This is a genomic window from Pseudomonas sp. PD9R, assembly GCF_019200975.1.
Lineage (GTDB): Bacteria > Pseudomonadota > Gammaproteobacteria > Pseudomonadales > Pseudomonadaceae > Aquipseudomonas.
The window spans coordinates 253,648-269,847 of the sequence record NZ_JAHTMR010000007.1 but is presented as its reverse complement, the minus strand read 5'-3'; the positions used below and the strand labels follow the sequence as shown (position 1 = coordinate 269,847).

Genomic DNA, 16,200 nt, shown 5'->3' with positions numbered 1-16,200 from the left:
CTAGTGCATCCGACCAAGCAGAAGCAAGCTGCTCCTTTGCAGCTTCGCCATCTAGAAAAGGCGGTGAACCGACTGGATCGACAAGCGGAAGAAGTAGTAGAGTCGGGTGACTATCGCGCACTGATGAGATGCCGGCGCGATGCAACGCTCCTTCTCATTGGATTCTGGCGTGGTTTTCGTGGCGTTGAGTTGGCTCGCCTCAAGTGGAAGATACCCAGGCGGAAGCCGGCATCGGCATCACCTTTTACCTGCCCTATACCAAAGGGGATCGCAACCATTAAGGCAGCACCTATCACACCCCTACCCTCAAGAAGTTGTGCCCAGTCGGGGCGTATATCAACTGGTTCACCGTGGCTGGCATCACCAAGGCCAGATTTTTCGAAAGCTCGATCGGGGGGCAACCTTTCAGAATCGACCAGTCTCATTCCACTGCTAAGACGCATCCTAGAAGATGCTGATATTCCTGCTCGGGTTTATAGCAGCCACTCGATGCGCAGAGGCTTCGCCACATGGGCCTCCGCAAATGGTTGGGACATCAAGGGCCTGATGAGCTATGTCGGCTGGAAGGACATGAAATCTGCACTGAGGTACGTCGATGCTAGGAACTCCTTCGGAGGTCTCGCTGCGCACAACACAGGCGAGATCGAGCTAGATCGTTAGACTTAGGCTGGGATTTCATTTTGATCAGCACCGCCTCAGCTGCTCGCAATTCAGCTGTGACGCTAGACCACATCACCACTAGGGTCGATATCTTTTCAGTAAGCGTCCGGTAATCACGTCTTGCCTGACAAAGATATGCAGTGTGATTGCTGACATTGACGACGTATGTGGGTGATGATCTAAACACGCCGCATAATGTGTGTATCGCTCATTCACATAGAGGGTCGCTGGAAATGACAATTGTTCATAAGGCTGCTCAGGTAGGTTTCTCAACAGAAGCCAGTACCTATACGCAGGGGCGCCCCGACTATCCAAGCGAAATACGTACATGGTTTAGAGATGCGTTGTACATCAACCCTGGATCGACGGTTATTGATTTAGGAGCCGGTACCGGCAAGCTCACTCGAATCCTGGATTCAATGGAAATTGATGTCATTGCCGTCGAGCCGGTCAAGGCTATGCGCATCGAGTTTGCCAAGCATCTACCGGACGCTAAGATTCTGGAGGGAACGGCCGAATCTATTCCCCTCGAGGCTGGAGCGGCGCAGGCGCTCATATGCGCCCAGGCCTTCCACTGGTTCGCGAATGAAACAGCGCTCGGTGAGATTCACCGAGTGCTCAAACCGGAAGGCCGGCTCGGACTAATCTGGAATGTGCGTGATGAGTCAGTGGACTGGGTGGCAGCCATCACTAAAATCATCACTCCCTACGAAGGCGATACCCCACGCTTTCATACTGGAGACTGGCGACTACCGTTCAAGAGAGGCTACTTCTCGGAGCCCGAATTGACCTGCTTTAATTACATCCATTCAGGCAGCGCCAAGTCTGTCATCTTGGATCGCTTCCTGTCAGTGAGCTTCATCGCGGCTCTACCATCCGAAGAGAAAGAGGTGGTGGCTGATCAGCTGATGACTTTGATTCAGACCCATCCGGCTCTGCGCGGGCGTAAGACCATTGAGTTCCCTTATCAGACCCACGCTTATTTATGTCGCCGTCTGGATTGAATCAGACCGTTTCAACTTAACAGCCCCCATTTAAGCGGCAGCATTTCGCTAATCTCACTGGCACGCTGAGTCACAGTAAGCGTCCGCCCAACACACCTTGCGTGATTAAACGGGCACCCACCTGTGCGGCAACAGCTCGGTAATCTCACTCGCCCGCTGCGTCGGCAGGCGTGTAAGAACATCCTTCAAGTAAGCGTACGGATCATGTCCGTTGAGCCGCGCCGACTGGATCAAACTCATGATCGCCGCCGCACGTTTACCGCTGCGTAGCGAGCCAGCGAACAGCCAGTTCGAGCGCCCAAGAGCCCACGGCCGGATTTGATTCTCGCACCAGTTATTATCGATGGGCACAGCACCGTCATCGAGATAGCGCGTCAGCGCTATCCAGCGTTTGAGGCTGTAATCCAACGCTTTCGCGATGGCCGATCCCTCAGGCACAAGCTGTCTTTGGGCGATCATCCAGGTATGAAGTGCGTCGATGATCGGCGCTGCTTTTTCCTGCCGTATTCGCTGTCGATCACCCGGTTCCAGCTCGCGGACTTCTCGTTCAACTTCGTACAAGGCCGCGATGTAGTGCAGCGCTTTTTCGGCGATCTGGCTCTTGTTGGTCGCATGCAAGTCGAAGAACTTTCGGCGGGTATGGGCCATACAGCCGATCTCCGTAACGCCCAGTTCAAAGCCTGCCTTGTAGCCTGCAAAGTCATCGCAGACCAGCTTGCCGTTCCAACGACCCAGGAAGGCTCGGGCATGTTCGCCAGCGCGGCTTGGGCTGAAGTCGTAAACGACCGCCGCCAAGTCGGAGAACTGACTGGTGGCATAGGCCCAGACGTAAGCACGATGAGTTTTCTTCGCACCGGGCGTCAGCATTTGTACCGGCGTCTCGTCGGCGTGGACGACGCCGTGCGTCAGCACGGCTTCGCGTAGCGCATCGACTAGCGGCTGGAGTTGCACGCCGCAGTTGCCTACCCATTGCGCCAAGGTCGAACGGGCGATAGGCAATCCGGCGCGGCCGAAGATTTTCTCTTGGCGATACAGCGGCAGATGGTCGGCGAACTTGGCCACCATGACGTGGGCGAGCAGGCTCGCGGTCGGGATACCCTTGTCGATGACGTGCGCTGGTACAGGCGCCTGGATTAGCGTTTCGCACTGCTCGCAGGCCCATTTCCCACGGATATGACGCTCGACGGTGAACACGCCGGGCGTGTAGTCGAGTTTTTCACTGGCATCTTCGCCGATGCGCTTGAGAGCACAGCCGCACTGGCAATGGCTGTTGTCCGGTTCGTGATGGATCAGCGTGCGAGGAAATTGCGACGGCAGCGCTGCGCGCTTAGGTTGCTGGCGCATTTTGGCTTCGACTGGTGTCGGTTGCAGCGCCTCAAGCTCGGCTTCGATAACGGCAATATCAGTATCGATCAAGTCATCGAGCAAGCTGGCCTGATCTGGACTTAGTTGCTCGCTGCGTTTGGAAAACTTGAAGCGCTTGAGCAGCGCGATCTCGTGGGCCAGCTTCTCGTTGACCGACTTGTGATGGGTGATTTGCTTGTCCATTGTCTCGACGCGCTGGATCAACTGCGCCGCCAGGGCACGCAGTTGTTCAGGGTTTAATTGATCGAGATTTGGATGCAAAGTCATGCCGCCGATTTTGCCAGAGAGGGCTGGTGGCGACGATAGACTGATGGGCCAATTGCGCTGGCAAGCACGCCATGGCAGGTGTTAAAGCATCGAGATGATTCCGCCTGCACCGACGCGCTGCCAAGGTAAACCGAGCACCAGAGCCTGAAGTTGCTCGGCATCCAACTCAACTTCGGAGCCGTGTCGCACACCCGGCCAGAAGAAGCGTCCTTGATTCAAACGCCGGGCGGCAAGCCAAATCCCCACGCCGTCATGCACCAGCACTTTCATTCGATTGGCGCGGCGGTTGGCGAACAGATAGGCACAGTGCGGCTTCGCCGCACCGAACACCGCCACGACCCGTGCGAGCGCGGTTTCAGTGCCGGCGCGCATGTCCATGGGCTCGGTGGCGAGCCAGATGGAGTCGACGCGGATCATCGCAGCAGGTCTCGCAGGAAAGCAGAACACGCCGCTGCATTTTCTGCTGGCCAACTCACCACGACTACACCTTTTGGATGCGGCACTTCGATTCGGATCGTGGCAGGAAGAGCCTGATGCATCGGCATCGGCATCGGCATCGGCACCGGCGGCGAAGTCTTGACCGGGATGAAGGCAGTTTGCAGTGCCAGGTTTTTCTGTGCATGCACCCGAATCCATTTATGGACGAGGTTTGCATTGAGGTTGTGGGTCAAGGCGACATTGGCAATTGAAGTGTCAGGTTGGGCGCACTCAGCAATGACCTGGGCCTTGAAGGACTTGGAATAGGAACGGCGTTCTTGTGGCATGGGCGTCCGCTTAAAAAGGCTAAAAATGGTGTCCACTTATATTTAGGTGGACACCATCGCCTCAAGCGACGGTGTCAGGAAGGTGTGTTGCCCGGACGGTTACTCTTTTCACGACTTGCATACAGTTCATCTACCAGCTCTGCGAGCTCGCTTTGCTGACCAGCGAAATCCCTTCTCGGCCGTCCAATACCCCCATCCGACAGCGCCGCCGCGACTGCGGAGCTAAAAATGCACGGATAAAGAAGCTCATTGATCAGGGCCATGCCAATTCGAGGTGGCGCGACGACTCGGTGTAAGAAGGTAGACGTTTAGCAAGTATTTAAGAGGTTTTCTTGAGGTACTAGCCCACCTGCATGTAGTGCCAAGGCGTACTGGGCGAGGATGAAAAAAAGCCGCTTAAGCCTACTAGAGCCGTTGCTGACCCCAACTGCCGAAGATTCACCCGGCATAATAAATTTGAACTCTATGGCGGTAGACACGTGGCGCAAGGATGGCGTCGTTGTCGTTGGAAGCTGATTTAAAGAGCCGGTCGAAGGTAGAGTCTAGAGTCAGGGTCTGCTGCCAAGTATTATGAGAAAGTATCCATCAAGATGAACGACCTCACTGACGCACAGTACGCTTATTTTGCTTCTTATTTTTGACAGTCTTCTCCTTTCTATTTTTTTCAGACTGTAATGCACGACCGGGATCAATCAACTTCATGATGTCCATAGCGCTGAAGTCATATTGATGAGCCAGGTTGTCCAACTCACCTAGAAATCGTGCAGCCTTAATAACTTCGGGATCGCGCAGGAGAGGCGCGATGGCCTCATACTCCATGGCAATACGGTTACTGAGTGCAATGAACTCTTCAACGCTAGTCATTGAGCTTCTCCCCGTTGCCATATTGATGCCCTTCAACCTCGGCCGAAGCCACTAACGTATGATCAATATTATCGCTTAGCCTAGAACTAGCTTCGTAAGCTATACTATTGCCTCTAATGGAACTCACGTGCGCGGTATCTATACTTGACGGCACGGAAGGTGGCGAAGCTTCTAGACGCTGAATCATTTCCAGTAATCCTGTATTGGTTCGAGCGTTCAGTCCATCTGCATCACCCCCTGAGCCGCTACCCCCACCCTCATACCTGGCCAGAAGCAGGTCAAAAACCTGGCTGAGGGTGTACCCGTAATCCTTGGTCAGCGCTTCCAGCTTGAGGTAGAACTCCACATCAAGCTTGTAATCCAAACCTTCTTGCTGCCTTTTCAGACTACGCAGGGTCTGCTCAAGCTCAAACTCCTTGAGCCGATACTCGACAAGCGTGTGGGTTCTGACCATTAACTACTCCGGCTTCTCATAGAAATTCGGGAGGAGGCACACCCAGTATAATAGGCTTCATGGTCGATAAAAACCCTAGTCTACGGAATGAAATATTCAACAACATCAGTTACTTGGGTGTTTTAAAGTGTCCATACGACCTTTTGTCGGATTAATAATGCCAACTTGATTGTCAGCCCTTACGCATCATGAACAGCGTTCATGATCGAAAACCGCAAAGAAATCACTGTTTCCTATTTTGATAGTAATTGGAGCGAATGGCCGCAGCGTATGTGGATCAGAGGTTTTCGGTGCTTTCAGTCAATTCATAGATAATATGTCGTTAAGGAACAAAGATGTCGACGGAGCGCAACGGGGAGCGGAGATTCAGCGCCATTCCCGCCTAACCTTGGCAAAAAAAAGCTCCAATATACGGGCAATTTATGGCATATGAAATCGACGCACTTCTTCACTTATTGCATTAAATTCAATGACTTGTAACTTTATTGAAAGCTCGATAATCGAGCTTTTTTTCGAATTCCCGTTTCCAGCTTACCGGAAAATTTCTCCCGGGCACCACTGGCAATATTTTTGATAAATCACGTAGCTGGCTTTCTATCATGTATTGACGCAGGCATTCGTGCCGCAGCAGCCGAATGAGGTCGCTTTAGTCGTTCCGCCTTTCTGCTCGCTCGTTGGCGTAGTCTCATCGCTTCAGGGAGCATTAGGGGAATCGCCTAGGATGGGATGGGAGAGGCAATGTTGCGAGTAAACCGCTACTAGCAATAATTAGCTTCAAGCTGGCGTGCTGACCCGAGGAAGAACTTGGACGAGTTTTTTTCAAAGTTTCATCGGATTTTCCAGCACCTTGGCCTGCGATCTATTTCGACCTTTCTAAGAGCGCCCTTTGCACTCCAGAAACCACGCAACAATTATGTAGTCCAGATCATTTAGCGTAGATCTCGCAAACTCCAAGTAGGCATGTCTCTGGCCTCGATTATAAGCCAGCCCTCCAACTGTTGAAACTTCACTTCGACTTGTCGGAAATGGAATCGAATAGGGTCTGGTTGTATCTCGTATGAACTCCGCCTCGGAAGTATCAATGACACCAAATCCAACACCTAACATCCAATATGCCACGGCCACATCACGCGGGCGTGCCGACTCAGGCTTAAGTTGAAGCGATGTCTCTACGGAGCGCTTCTTCGTTACCACCTGTGACTTGCTAAGCCGATAGAAGAAATAAGATCGAGCAAACCCTTGCGCCCCGCTTTCACTTGGATCTTGGAGCCAGTAGGACATCAAGAACTCAGCGGCCTTCGCCGAAGGCGAAGTTTTAGCAGTAAGCCCGAGAAACCAGGTTTGCATCTTGGCTGCCAAAGCCACCAGGCGATCATTGTCCGCTTTGGCCTGGGTCGATGAAGAATGTTGCAACGGAAGCTGAGTGGTAAGCCTGGAGACAGGGCTTCCCGCGTACTCAGCGAAAGCTTTCCACGCCTTGTTCAGAATGGTGAAGGTCGAGGTGGCCAGTCGCTCGAGGAGGACGGGAGTATTGTGCCGCAGGCAAACAATCAGCCGAGGTTGCCGCCAATTCAAACGCAAGGCCGGAGCAAGATCGGCTGCCACATCAACCTTGAAGCACTCCGGGCAGTAGTTCAGCGCATTGGGGTAAGGAGTCATGCCGGCCCTGAGTTTGCCTGGGCCGCTGTTGATGTTGGATCTTTCAGTGCTACTGGCGTCTGTGCTGTCGGAGCGGCAGAAGTTAGTGGAGCTACAACCGGGCCAGGGAAGTGTAAATTGTGCGGAGATGTAGAGTCGATCAGCCAAGCTCAATGACTGCAGCAGTTCAAGGTTATTCCACTGCATGTCAGGGTCGGAGCCACCCTTACTGCAAAGCATAACCAGATTGTCACCCAAGCTGTGCCCGACGCTGTGACTGAGCTCCATGCTTTGCCTGGCGATCCAAGAAGAGAAGGACTCGTTTTCAATAGCCGGGTGGGAATGTCGGAGATCGGTTTCAGGGAGTTCTGAATGCTGAAGAGCCAACTTTGGCGTGTCGTCGCGGAGCCTCTGCCCCTCTCCCGTCCTATTGCTGCCTAAGCTACCGCGCCCTATCAGTCCTTCAACTACGCCTGTTACTTTACCAGTTGCGTGACTTACTGATTTGTCAAGCGAGTGGGTTTTCGCTGATGCAGACTGACCGTGCTGAAGGGTTGAAAACTCCTCCACATCACAGGCCCACATCGCCGGATGCTGACCGTAGTCCGATGCCTCCACTAACGCACCGTCCATAATCTGATGGATCAACACTCTTACCGCGAGTCCGACCTTTCCACCTGACTTCTCATGCACGGCATCTACGTCGAGAGCTTCGATACGATCTGGTGGGCACGGCGGCAGCACGCGCAGGGCGACGCTCGTGATGAAGTGACCAAACTTCGAGTTCGCTGACATGGAATCGAGTCGCACCGTTCTCCACCCCACGGCCGCAGCCTTCAGCTCAAGCTTCAGCCATTCCATCAACTCGGCAACACCGAAGATCACGAATCGCGTGGACTGGCAGGCTCGCACCAATTGGATGATTGCGGCGGCGTTGGCAGCCTGTGCCGTATCGTCAGAAGCGTAAATGTCCACGTCATGGACAATGAAGCATTCGTAGTTCCGTGCCTCCAACACTGCGAGCTGAAGGGCATTTAGGCCTACTGAGGATGACCCCGACATGTTAATGACGTCCGGCGGAATCTGAAGCGCTGCATCCAAATTTGCCTTGAAGCTGCCAGGTTCCAACGTAGAGATCCTGTCCATGGCCAACACTTTACGGCCTGTTCCTCGCAACTCCAGGGCAAGCTGGATGGCCAGGGCAGTAGCACCACATCCTGGATCACCTGTTACAAGCATTATTTCTCGCCGCGCTACGCCTGTCCCACCCTCGCCTGCCCCCTCCGTTGAGGGATTACCTTGGGGCGCCATGAACTTATAACACTCGGTCAGGGCGTCTTCGTTACCAGAGGCTCTAGACCAAAACTCTTGAGGTTCATGGCTGATCAACACCGGGCTCCTGTCGCGCTTTCGCTAGGTCTGGAAATAGCAATTTTCGTAGGCCGTGGTACAGAGGCTTTGGGATGTCACCAAGAGCTAGTCCGAAATGCCAAGTTCGAATGCTGCAAATCCATATCGGTAGCAAACCGAACTGCCTGCTAATGCGATTGACGTACCTAGCCTTCGGACGCTGTTTCCGGAATCACCATTGGCCGAGTTTCCAGCCTTTTGAGTGCCTCGTTGACACCGTGCATACTCGACCATGCCTTTAAGATGCTATCCGCGTTGATGTATTCCTGCCCGCTCTCGATCTCCATCCGACATGCCTCCCTTAAAATCTCCACGACTGCTCGGCGCGACCGGTACTCCACCTGGACACCATTTTCAGTGGTTGTCGTACGCGCGCAGTCATATAGGTTTTTAAGGAGCTTTGCGTTCACGATCGACTTCTGACGCAGAGGCATGTAACACAGATAGCCGTTCACGAATGACTCCCCTTCGAAATCGTTTTCCCATGCGGTTAACGTTGCAGTCCGAAGGCTGAACCGAGTCATTAGTGTTGCATCACCTTTGAATACGTCGACAAAACCATCCGGGGTTCCGCTCAAGATCACGCTCATCTGCCAATCAGGCCCAGCAAGTCCCTTGATCGTGCCATGCTCGCGATTGACCCGCTTCAGCGTTAGGGTCTGGTTAAGCAGCGGGATTTCATCAATGAACACAGCACGAACATTATTTTCCTTGATCAACTGCTGAGCCAGGGCAACATCACGGTATGACAGCGTAAGCGGCCGCTTGTAAAATCTCTTACCCACTTCCGCTAGAAACAGCTTCATGATGTTCGGGTTTGCAATGTTCTGTACAAGATCGATATAGATCACCTTGCCGGGCCATTTTGTGTCTGGCTTGAAGCTTTGCGTTTGCCAGCGCTGACCTAGTAACGATTTGCCTAGGCCTGGATGCGCGATCAAGGACATCCCGGGGTTAGAGGTGCACCTAGGTAACGCTACTAGACGCTGTGCACTCTCCTCAGCTGACATTGCCCTGGGGTGCATGAGGAAGAGCTCCCGCATGCAAGCGAGGGCCCGCTCTTCGCGTGGCAGTTCTAATATCTCTTGGGTCTTCTCACTGAGATGGCTCATAGGTCATCGTCTCCCATCATCGGTGGCGCTGGGCCACATTGTTGCGATGTAGAACATCCATTCGATGTTCCGGCGGATTTTCCAGCCTTTGCATTCATCGCGGTAGCCGGCGATGTAGACTCGATAGATCCTGTCATCAACCCTGGTGATAATGAATTCAACACCCGCTCTTGAAGTGCACGAGACTCTTCAAGCCTTCTTTTCTGCCCATCTGTAATAAGGGTGCTCATCAGCTTCCGCTGCTCATTGACATACACTAACCCTAAGATTGTTAGGTGGCCTTTCCTTTGGCCACTCTTCCTCCTAATATCCCACTCCCACATTGTTCTGGGAATTGAACGAGCCCCATGAAAGACAGGACACCGTTTCCCCCTTACGATAAGGGATAGGCAAACGGTTATGTTTATGACTAACAGCAACGATAAGAGTGGGGAGCTTTTGGGTCAGGAGCGGCGGCGCCGCTGGAGCCCAGAGCAAAAACTGGCCATGGTTCGCGAGAGTCTTGAGCCAGGACAAAGTGTGTCGGTCGTCGCTCGGCGCAACGGCATCAATGCCAATCAGCTGTTTCTGTGGCGCAAGCTTTATCAGGACGGCAGCCTATCGGCGGTCAGTGCTGGCGAAGCCGTGGTGCCTGCCTCCGAGCTGAGCGATGCGCTCAAGCAGATCCGTGAACTGCAACGGATGCTGGGCAAGAAAACGATGGAAGCGGAGATCCTCAAAGAGGCCGTGGAGATCGCTCGGTCGCGAAAATGGATTGCGCACTCACCCTTGTTGCCGGGGGACGACCAGTGAAGCTGGTCAGCGAATGTCTCGGTGTGGCGCGCTCGCAATTAACGGTTCGAATCAAGCAATCGGTGTCGCCCAAAGTACGGCGACGTCGACTCGTGAACGACACGGAATTGGTCGCCGAGATCAAGGAGCAAGTCAGCGAACTGCCCAGCTATGGCTACCGTCGTGTCTGGGGATTACTGCGTCGCGCCCGTGAAACCCAATTGCTGCCCGCGATCAATGTGAAACGGGTCTACCGGGTGATGCGTGATCACAACTTGCTGCTTGAACGCCGGATCAAACAGCCCGGCATGCCGCGTCGGCACGAAGGCCGTATTGCGGTGGAAACCAGCGATACGCGTTGGTGCTCGGACGGCTTTGAGTTTCGTTGCGAGGACGGCGCCAAACTGAGCGTGACCTTCGCCCTGGACTGCTGTGATCGCGAAGCCATCGGCTGGGTCGCCAGTCCGACCGGCTACAGCGGCGATGACATCCGTGACCTGATGCTGGAAAGCGTGGAGAAGCGTTTTGGTGATCAACTGCCCACCACGCCGGTGCAATGGCTAAGCGACAACGGCTCGGCGTACACTGCCGAACAGACGCGCCTGTTTGCTCGACAGATCGGCTTGCAGCCGGTGACCACACCGGTGCGCAGCCCACAGAGCAACGGCATGGCCGAGAGCTTCGTGAAGACGATCAAGCGCGATTACGTGGCGCACATGCCCAAGCCGGATCGAGAAACGGCGCTGCGTAACCTGGCAATTGCCTTCGAGCACTACAACGAGCAGCATCCACACAGCGCTTTGAACTACCGTTCGCCGAGGGAGTTCAGGCGCTTGGCCGTTGGATCAATTTAACGGGGAGTTGGTGTCCGGTTTTGTAGGGGCAAGTCCAGAAAACTACTTGACCACCCTCAGCGGAGACCGCATTCATCGCTGTAGTATTTACGTCAAAAGCTTTGACCTCATGGCCAGTCTTGATGAGATTAAGCGCCATGGGAAGTCCCATGTTTCCTAACCCGACAAATCCAATAGACGACATAACACTCTCCCGACTTTTTGTTATTGGCGTCCCTGCTGAGCAGAGGCGTTTAATTCGCGGGAATAGGTATATCAGTCACGAGTAGCGTCTTGAAGACAGGCCTGACGCACAACCTCTGTGCATGAATGCACAGTGAGGGAAATCCTGATCCGAGGTACAGTGGCACATAAAGTCACAATCTGCCGAGGAGTCATCTTGAACTGGGACGACCTTCGCTTCTTCCTTGACCTCGCCAGAACTGGCAAGTTAACAGCTTCTGCTAGGCGTCTAGGCGTCGAGCACACAACGGTAGCCAGAAAGGTTAGAGCGCTCGAGACAACGCTGGGAGGGCAACTTCTGGTAAGGACACAGGACGGCTACACCCTGACCGAACGAGGCAGGCGAATACTAGAAAGCGCAGAGGATATGGAGCTCGCATACAACCATATCACCGCGAGCGTAGACGAGAATGCGGACGTATCTGGACTCGTCCGCATTGGCTGCAACGAAGCATATGGGACACAGATTCTGCCCGGGTACATTGCGCAGATCATGGCGAGCTATCCAGCACTCCGTGTAGAAACACTAGCCCTCCCCCGAGTAATCCCGCTCCAACGCAACGAAGCAGACATCATCATCACCATTGATAGACCCGAGCGCGGGCCTTACATCGCATCCAAACTCCAGGATTACGAGTTGGGCCTATACGCCTCCCCCCAATATCTGTCCTCGCGCCCGACCGTGTACTCTCAATCAGACCTCTCGGAGCATGATTTCATCGACTACGTGTCGGAGATGGTGCTCGCCAAAAACGTACCTAAACCTGCGGAATATACCGCCCCGGGTCATATCAAATATCGGAGCACCAGCATCTTAGGGCAAATGAAAGCAGCAGAATCTCATCTGGGTATTGCCATTCTGCCGACCTTCATCGCGGAGCAGTCCTCTCTCCTGCGCGTCCTGCCAGAAGAGATCGTACTGAAGAAAAGCTACTGGATCACGATGCATTCGTCCCTGAGAAAGGTCTCTCGTTTCATCACTGTATTCAACCAGCTGCGAGAGCTGGCCCGACAAGAGACCCACACCGCTCAAGTCGAATCCTGATCAAAGCCAATCACAGGACAATGCCGCCACTAGCTCGTCCACGAAGACTCGTGATTTCGCCGGTACCAGCCGACCTGGCGGCAAGATCGCATAGATCCCCCCGTCACCTGCACTTCTCCACTCAGGCAACACGCGCACAAGTTCACCTGACTGCATTTCCTTGGAGAACAGCCAGGTCGGGCCGAGGATGATTCCGGTACCTACGACGGCCGCCATGGACAACACTTCACTGCTATCCGATACCAGCGGCCCTTGAGGGCGAATCGTCCTGCGCTCCACATCATTGGTGAGAATCCAATCCGGCCAGCTCGCGTGATTAGAGAAGCCCAAGCATGCATGCTCACAGAGATCCTCTGGACAGCTGGGTTCGCCGTGCTCAACCAGGTAACCAGGCGAGGCGACGAGGAAGCTGCGATAGGAAGCAATCTTCCGGGCGACCAGCGAACTATCGTCAAGGCTACCAATTCGCAGAGAGACATCAATGCTCTCGCCCACTAGGTCGACATAGCGATCAGTGAAAAACGAGTCGATTTTCAGCTTGGGATATTTCTTCAGGATGGCCGGTAACAAGGGAGCAACAGACTGCTTACCGAAAGTCACAGGCAACGATACGCGTAGATTACCTTGAGGAGTTGAGGTGAAGTTTCGTGCTTCGTTGGTGGCGTCATCGAGGCTTCGAAGCAGCTCGGACACACGAGCGAAGTAGGTTTGACCAACCTCTGTCAGAGCAACGTTTCGTGTGTTCCTGGCAAGCAGACGAACTCCCAGGTGTGTTTCTAACTGGCCCACCCGTCGAGAGATTACCGTCGAATCTTTCCCAAGCGCTTTGCCCGCCCCCTTGAAGCTCGAAAACTGAACCACTGCCACGAAAGCTGCGAGCTCATCGATGGAAACGTTGCCAGGCAACTCATGCTGATTTTGCATTTAACACCTGCTAATACTGGCAATTATCTAATCATAGCGCATGAATTAGCCTGCGAACATCAACACTCGGAGGTTCGTTATGAAAACGTTTTTGAGCATCGGCGCAGGCCCTGGGATGGGTCTTGCAACTGCAGAAAGATTTGGACGCGAGGGCTACCATGTGATCCTTGCTGCCCGCACCAAAGAGAAGACCGAGGCACTCGCCGCCCAGTTGATCGCCAAAGGCATCACTGCCGTAGCGCAGATGGTTGACGCTAATGACCCGACCTCGATTCAGAACTTGTTCAAGCAGGTAGCGGTCTCTCATGGCCGCCTGGATGTCGTGCATTACAACGCCGCAAATCTGCGCGCCTCGAACGTGCTGGATCAACCAGCAGAGACCTTCAACACTGACTTAAGCGTTAACATCGGCGGCGCTCTTACTACGGCCCAGAACACCCTTGCTGCGATGCCTGGACAAGGTGGCGGCACTCTATTGCTGACTGGCGGCGGTTTCGGTCTTGCACCAAGCCCAGACTACCTGTCGTTAAGCATCGGCAAGGCAGGCATCAGAGCGCTTGCTCTTGGTCTTTTCGACAGCGCCCGAGCGCTTGGCGTACACGTTGCCACTGTCACGGTGGCTGCTTTTATCGACCCAGGAAGCAAAGAGGCACAAGACGTAGCTGATCGCTTCTGGGAATTGCATAGCCAGCCATTGGATAGCTGGACTGTAGAAATCGTCTATCCAAGCTAAGTAAACAAAGGGGAGGCAGTTTCACTAACTGCCTTCCTCATCAGTCGTAGTTACAGAACAGCGCCACCTTGTTGCCTGCTGGGTCACGCAGGTACTTGATTAGCGCCGGCGAGAAAAGAATGATCTGAACGCGCGGTACGCCCTCGTAGGGGAGGCATGTGACAGTTGCCACATGAGGAGATTTCAAGCATTGCAGCGGGGAGAATTATGTAGCGTTCCAGCTTTTTTGGAATTCGCAGTGCGTGAAGGGATAGATCACCAAAAGCGAACCGAAAAAACGCGTAGCAGCGAATCACACCACTGACTCGGGAGCAGGCGAATACCTCAACGAAGGTTGTCGAGGTCAGCTGGGCTTACCATCCGACTCTCCATATCCTCCATCATCCCAACCAACAAAAAAGGCCCAAAGGGCCTTTTTTACTCAAACCAAAATCACTTGGTCATCCAGGACTCAACAGTCGCCTGCTGGATCAGTGTTCAAGTTTTACCCCCAAAGATAGAAGTCTCTCAATCTTTTTAGTGGCCTCGCGCATCAACTGAGTCAGCAATGGAAGATCACGCTCATCTTTGCGGTACTGAGGAATCGTGGCTGAAATTGACCCGCGAATTTTACCGTCTGAAAAAAATGGCACAGCCAAGCCGAATGCGCCGAGCACACGCTCACCGTCACCTGTGGCCCAGCCTCTTTCGTGAATGACCTTCAACTCCGCCTTGAGCACTTCACGAGAAGTAATGGTTGCCTCGGTAATTTTTTCAAGCTCGATGGAGTCGACTAATTTTTGATCACAGAAAGCTAATACAGCTTTACCCGCTGCACCGGCATAAAGCGGTACTTCCACGTTGACCTGCAGCTTGTACTGAATCGGTCGCCATCCTTGAATCACGTCAAGAAACTCAGCTTTCTCAGTGGCTTCGTCATAAGCGAGAAACGCGATTGTCTCGCCGGTCTCTTGAACTAATCCTGACAAAATTGACCGGGTAAGATCTGCGAGATTGCGATGATCAGAAGCAATCTTAGCCGCCCACTGATAGAGCTTTGAGCCAGGATACAAGATAGAGCCAGATAGAATTAATATTCCCGCTTGAACTCCAGACTGAATCAGTCGCTTGGCAGTGGCTTCATTGCATAACAGTTGGTCACTTAATCCCACGGAGTTTTTTAGGCCATCCGGAAAAGCACAAGCCAACATCAAAAGCCTTTCGAGACGAGCAACGGTCGACTTAGTGTCCTCGGTCACTATCTCTGGTGCTCGCTGAGCACTGCCCAGAATTCGCGACTTTATAGTCGCTTCTATCTCCTCAGCAACGCGCTGTACATCTGCATCCACTTGAGAAGCGATTTTTGACCCAGGGTTGCCAACAGAATGAACAGAAACCGAGATAATTAGCCCATTAGCGAGGGCCTTTGTGGCAATCGACAGAGCACTAGGAAATTCTGTCTCCGATAGCAATCCGAGGGCATCATGAGCTCTCGAACTACAGTCTGCGTCACCTGCGTTACCCTGCACGCTTGAGTGTGAAAAATCTGCCTCGATAAATACAGAAAATTGCCTACCGATATCCCCGAAAGTAAGCGGATAGATCACTCCCAGCTCAGGCCTGAATGTCAGCGTAGCCTTGGCCTCGCTGCAGGCAGCTATGAAATAACCGCTACTGAGCGGGCAGTACACAGAAACGAGAGCGGTACTTTGTGAGGCCTCAGCCAGCTCACTCAACGATTCCCCGATTAGTCCAAGAAGTACGCTTGAATCGCTGAGCGTTTTAGTAAGAACGTTTATCCTTGGCCCTAAGCTGTACTTGCCTGTTCCCACCTCAATAGCAAAACCCTTCTCAACCAATGAGACTAAAATCCGATTAACGGTACTCCGGCTCTCGGATAGCTCTGCCGCAAGCTCTCGAACACCCCAAGGCTCACCACTCGCTCGCCTAACAAGTGCATCCACTACCTCGATCAGCCTGGCATGGCTGGACGCTGGGGTAGTAGGCGGAGATGCGGTGCTAGAGCTGTTTGATTGCGCCATCATGAGTTAAATCGAGGTTTTGGGCCCCCATTCTGGGGTGTAAAGCGGCCCCACCGCAAATCGCACCTGGCTGTTGACAATCGTCTTGCCGT

General features: G+C 53.5%; 15 protein-coding genes. 5 read left to right on the top strand and 10 right to left on the bottom strand.

Translation table 11 applies throughout. The features are described 5' to 3' along the window. Positions 1-123: 123 nt before the first annotated feature. Positions 124-660, top strand: coding sequence for a tyrosine-type recombinase/integrase (locus tag KUF73_RS31775; protein ID WP_371135499.1), 537 nt, complete (start codon positions 124-126; stop codon positions 658-660). A gap of 233 nt (positions 661-893) precedes the next feature. Then, positions 894-1,664, top strand: a complete 771-nt coding sequence (locus tag KUF73_RS16460; protein WP_218439113.1) for a class I SAM-dependent methyltransferase — start codon at positions 894-896, stop codon at positions 1,662-1,664. A 105-nt stretch (positions 1,665-1,769) separates the two neighbouring features. Here the strand turns inward: KUF73_RS16460 and KUF73_RS16455 are convergent, their stop codons facing one another. From KUF73_RS16455 to KUF73_RS16425, 7 genes are all read right to left on the bottom strand, one after another. Beyond that, positions 1,770-3,296: an IS66 family transposase gene (locus tag KUF73_RS16455; RefSeq protein ID WP_218439112.1), complete on the bottom strand. Its 1,527-nt coding sequence runs from the start codon at positions 3,294-3,296 to the stop codon at positions 1,770-1,772. A gap of 81 nt (positions 3,297-3,377) precedes the next feature. Then, positions 3,378-3,713 carry an IS66 family insertion sequence element accessory protein TnpB gene (gene tnpB, locus KUF73_RS31410; RefSeq protein WP_003177794.1) on the bottom strand — a complete coding sequence of 112 codons (336 nt, stop codon included), beginning with the start codon at positions 3,711-3,713 and terminating at the stop codon, positions 3,378-3,380. Continuing rightward, a complete protein-coding gene (locus KUF73_RS16445; RefSeq protein WP_256345654.1) occupies positions 3,710-4,060 on the bottom strand; it encodes a transposase in 351 nt (116 codons plus the stop codon). Before KUF73_RS16445 ends, tnpB begins: the two co-directional genes overlap by 4 nt. A 600-nt stretch (positions 4,061-4,660) precedes the next feature. Next, on the bottom strand, positions 4,661-4,924 hold the full coding sequence (locus KUF73_RS16440; protein ID WP_256345653.1) for a hypothetical protein: 264 nt from the start codon (positions 4,922-4,924) through the stop codon (positions 4,661-4,663). Then, positions 4,917-5,378 carry a hypothetical protein gene (locus tag KUF73_RS16435; RefSeq protein ID WP_218439110.1) on the bottom strand — a complete coding sequence of 154 codons (462 nt, stop codon included), beginning with the start codon at positions 5,376-5,378 and terminating at the stop codon, positions 4,917-4,919. Before KUF73_RS16435 ends, KUF73_RS16440 begins: the two co-directional genes overlap by 8 nt. An 873-nt stretch (positions 5,379-6,251) precedes the next feature. Further along, on the bottom strand, positions 6,252-8,405 hold the full coding sequence (locus KUF73_RS16430) for a TniQ family protein (protein WP_218439109.1): 2,154 nt from the start codon (positions 8,403-8,405) through the stop codon (positions 6,252-6,254). 167 nt (positions 8,406-8,572) lie between these two features. Beyond that, positions 8,573-9,538 (bottom strand): TniB family NTP-binding protein, encoded by a 966-nt coding sequence (locus KUF73_RS16425; RefSeq protein ID WP_218439108.1) that lies wholly within the window; start codon positions 9,536-9,538, stop codon positions 8,573-8,575. Positions 9,539-9,943: 405 nt separating this feature from the next. Here KUF73_RS16425 and KUF73_RS16420 point away from each other — a divergent pair. Continuing rightward, a protein-coding gene (locus KUF73_RS16420) for an IS3 family transposase (RefSeq protein ID WP_371135490.1) occupies positions 9,944-11,163 on the top strand; the annotation gives its coding sequence in 2 pieces (ribosomal slippage) (positions 9,944-10,283 and positions 10,283-11,163; 1,221 coding nt in all). On the opposite strand, the gene KUF73_RS31770 is transcribed toward KUF73_RS16420, so the two are convergent. Further along, positions 11,135-11,347, bottom strand: coding sequence for an NAD(P)-binding domain-containing protein (locus KUF73_RS31770; protein WP_218439106.1), 213 nt, complete (start codon positions 11,345-11,347; stop codon positions 11,135-11,137). The genes KUF73_RS16420 and KUF73_RS31770 overlap by 29 nt on opposite strands. A 195-nt stretch (positions 11,348-11,542) precedes the next feature. Here KUF73_RS31770 and KUF73_RS16410 point away from each other — a divergent pair, with 195 nt between their 5' ends. After that, complete coding sequence (locus KUF73_RS16410) at positions 11,543-12,430, top strand: LysR family transcriptional regulator (protein ID WP_218439105.1); 888 nt, start codon at positions 11,543-11,545, stop codon at positions 12,428-12,430. Here the strand turns inward: KUF73_RS16410 and KUF73_RS16405 are convergent, their stop codons facing one another. Beyond that, entirely contained in the window at positions 12,431-13,354 is a 924-nt protein-coding gene (locus KUF73_RS16405) for a LysR family transcriptional regulator (protein WP_218439104.1), read from the bottom strand. It abuts the gene before it with no gap. Between the two features lie 79 nt (positions 13,355-13,433). Between KUF73_RS16405 and KUF73_RS16400 the strand changes: the two genes are divergently transcribed. Further along, positions 13,434-14,087 (top strand): SDR family NAD(P)-dependent oxidoreductase, encoded by a 654-nt coding sequence (locus KUF73_RS16400; RefSeq protein ID WP_218439103.1) that lies wholly within the window; start codon positions 13,434-13,436, stop codon positions 14,085-14,087. Positions 14,088-14,557: 470 nt separating this feature from the next. Here the strand turns inward: KUF73_RS16400 and KUF73_RS16395 are convergent, their stop codons facing one another. Beyond that, positions 14,558-16,108, bottom strand: a complete 1,551-nt coding sequence (locus KUF73_RS16395) for an IclR family transcriptional regulator C-terminal domain-containing protein (protein WP_256345656.1) — start codon at positions 16,106-16,108, stop codon at positions 14,558-14,560. Between the last annotated feature and the right edge of the window lie 92 nt (positions 16,109-16,200).

What these genes read in the sequence shown, in the direction of transcription:
- KUF73_RS31775 (WP_371135499.1), top strand. Translation starts at nt 124, where the DNA reads ATGAGATGCCGGCGCGATGCAACGCTCCTTCTCATTGGATTCTGGCGT.
- KUF73_RS16460 (WP_218439113.1), top strand. Translation starts at nt 894, where the DNA reads ATGACAATTGTTCATAAGGCTGCTCAGGTAGGTTTCTCAACAGAAGCC.
- KUF73_RS16455 (WP_218439112.1), bottom strand. Translation starts at nt 3,296, where the DNA reads ATGACTTTGCATCCAAATCTCGATCAATTAAACCCTGAACAACTGCGT.
- tnpB (WP_003177794.1), bottom strand. Translation starts at nt 3,713, where the DNA reads ATGATCCGCGTCGACTCCATCTGGCTCGCCACCGAGCCCATGGACATG.
- KUF73_RS16445 (WP_256345654.1), bottom strand. Translation starts at nt 4,060, where the DNA reads ATGCCACAAGAACGCCGTTCCTATTCCAAGTCCTTCAAGGCCCAGGTC.
- KUF73_RS16440 (WP_256345653.1), bottom strand. Translation starts at nt 4,924, where the DNA reads ATGACTAGCGTTGAAGAGTTCATTGCACTCAGTAACCGTATTGCCATG.
- KUF73_RS16435 (WP_218439110.1), bottom strand. Translation starts at nt 5,378, where the DNA reads ATGGTCAGAACCCACACGCTTGTCGAGTATCGGCTCAAGGAGTTTGAG.
- KUF73_RS16425 (WP_218439108.1), bottom strand. Translation starts at nt 9,538, where the DNA reads ATGAGCCATCTCAGTGAGAAGACCCAAGAGATATTAGAACTGCCACGC.
- KUF73_RS31770 (WP_218439106.1), bottom strand. Translation starts at nt 11,347, where the DNA reads ATGTCGTCTATTGGATTTGTCGGGTTAGGAAACATGGGACTTCCCATG.
- KUF73_RS16405 (WP_218439104.1), bottom strand. Translation starts at nt 13,354, where the DNA reads ATGCAAAATCAGCATGAGTTGCCTGGCAACGTTTCCATCGATGAGCTC.
- KUF73_RS16400 (WP_218439103.1), top strand. Translation starts at nt 13,434, where the DNA reads ATGAAAACGTTTTTGAGCATCGGCGCAGGCCCTGGGATGGGTCTTGCA.
- KUF73_RS16395 (WP_256345656.1), bottom strand. Translation starts at nt 16,108, where the DNA reads ATGGCGCAATCAAACAGCTCTAGCACCGCATCTCCGCCTACTACCCCA.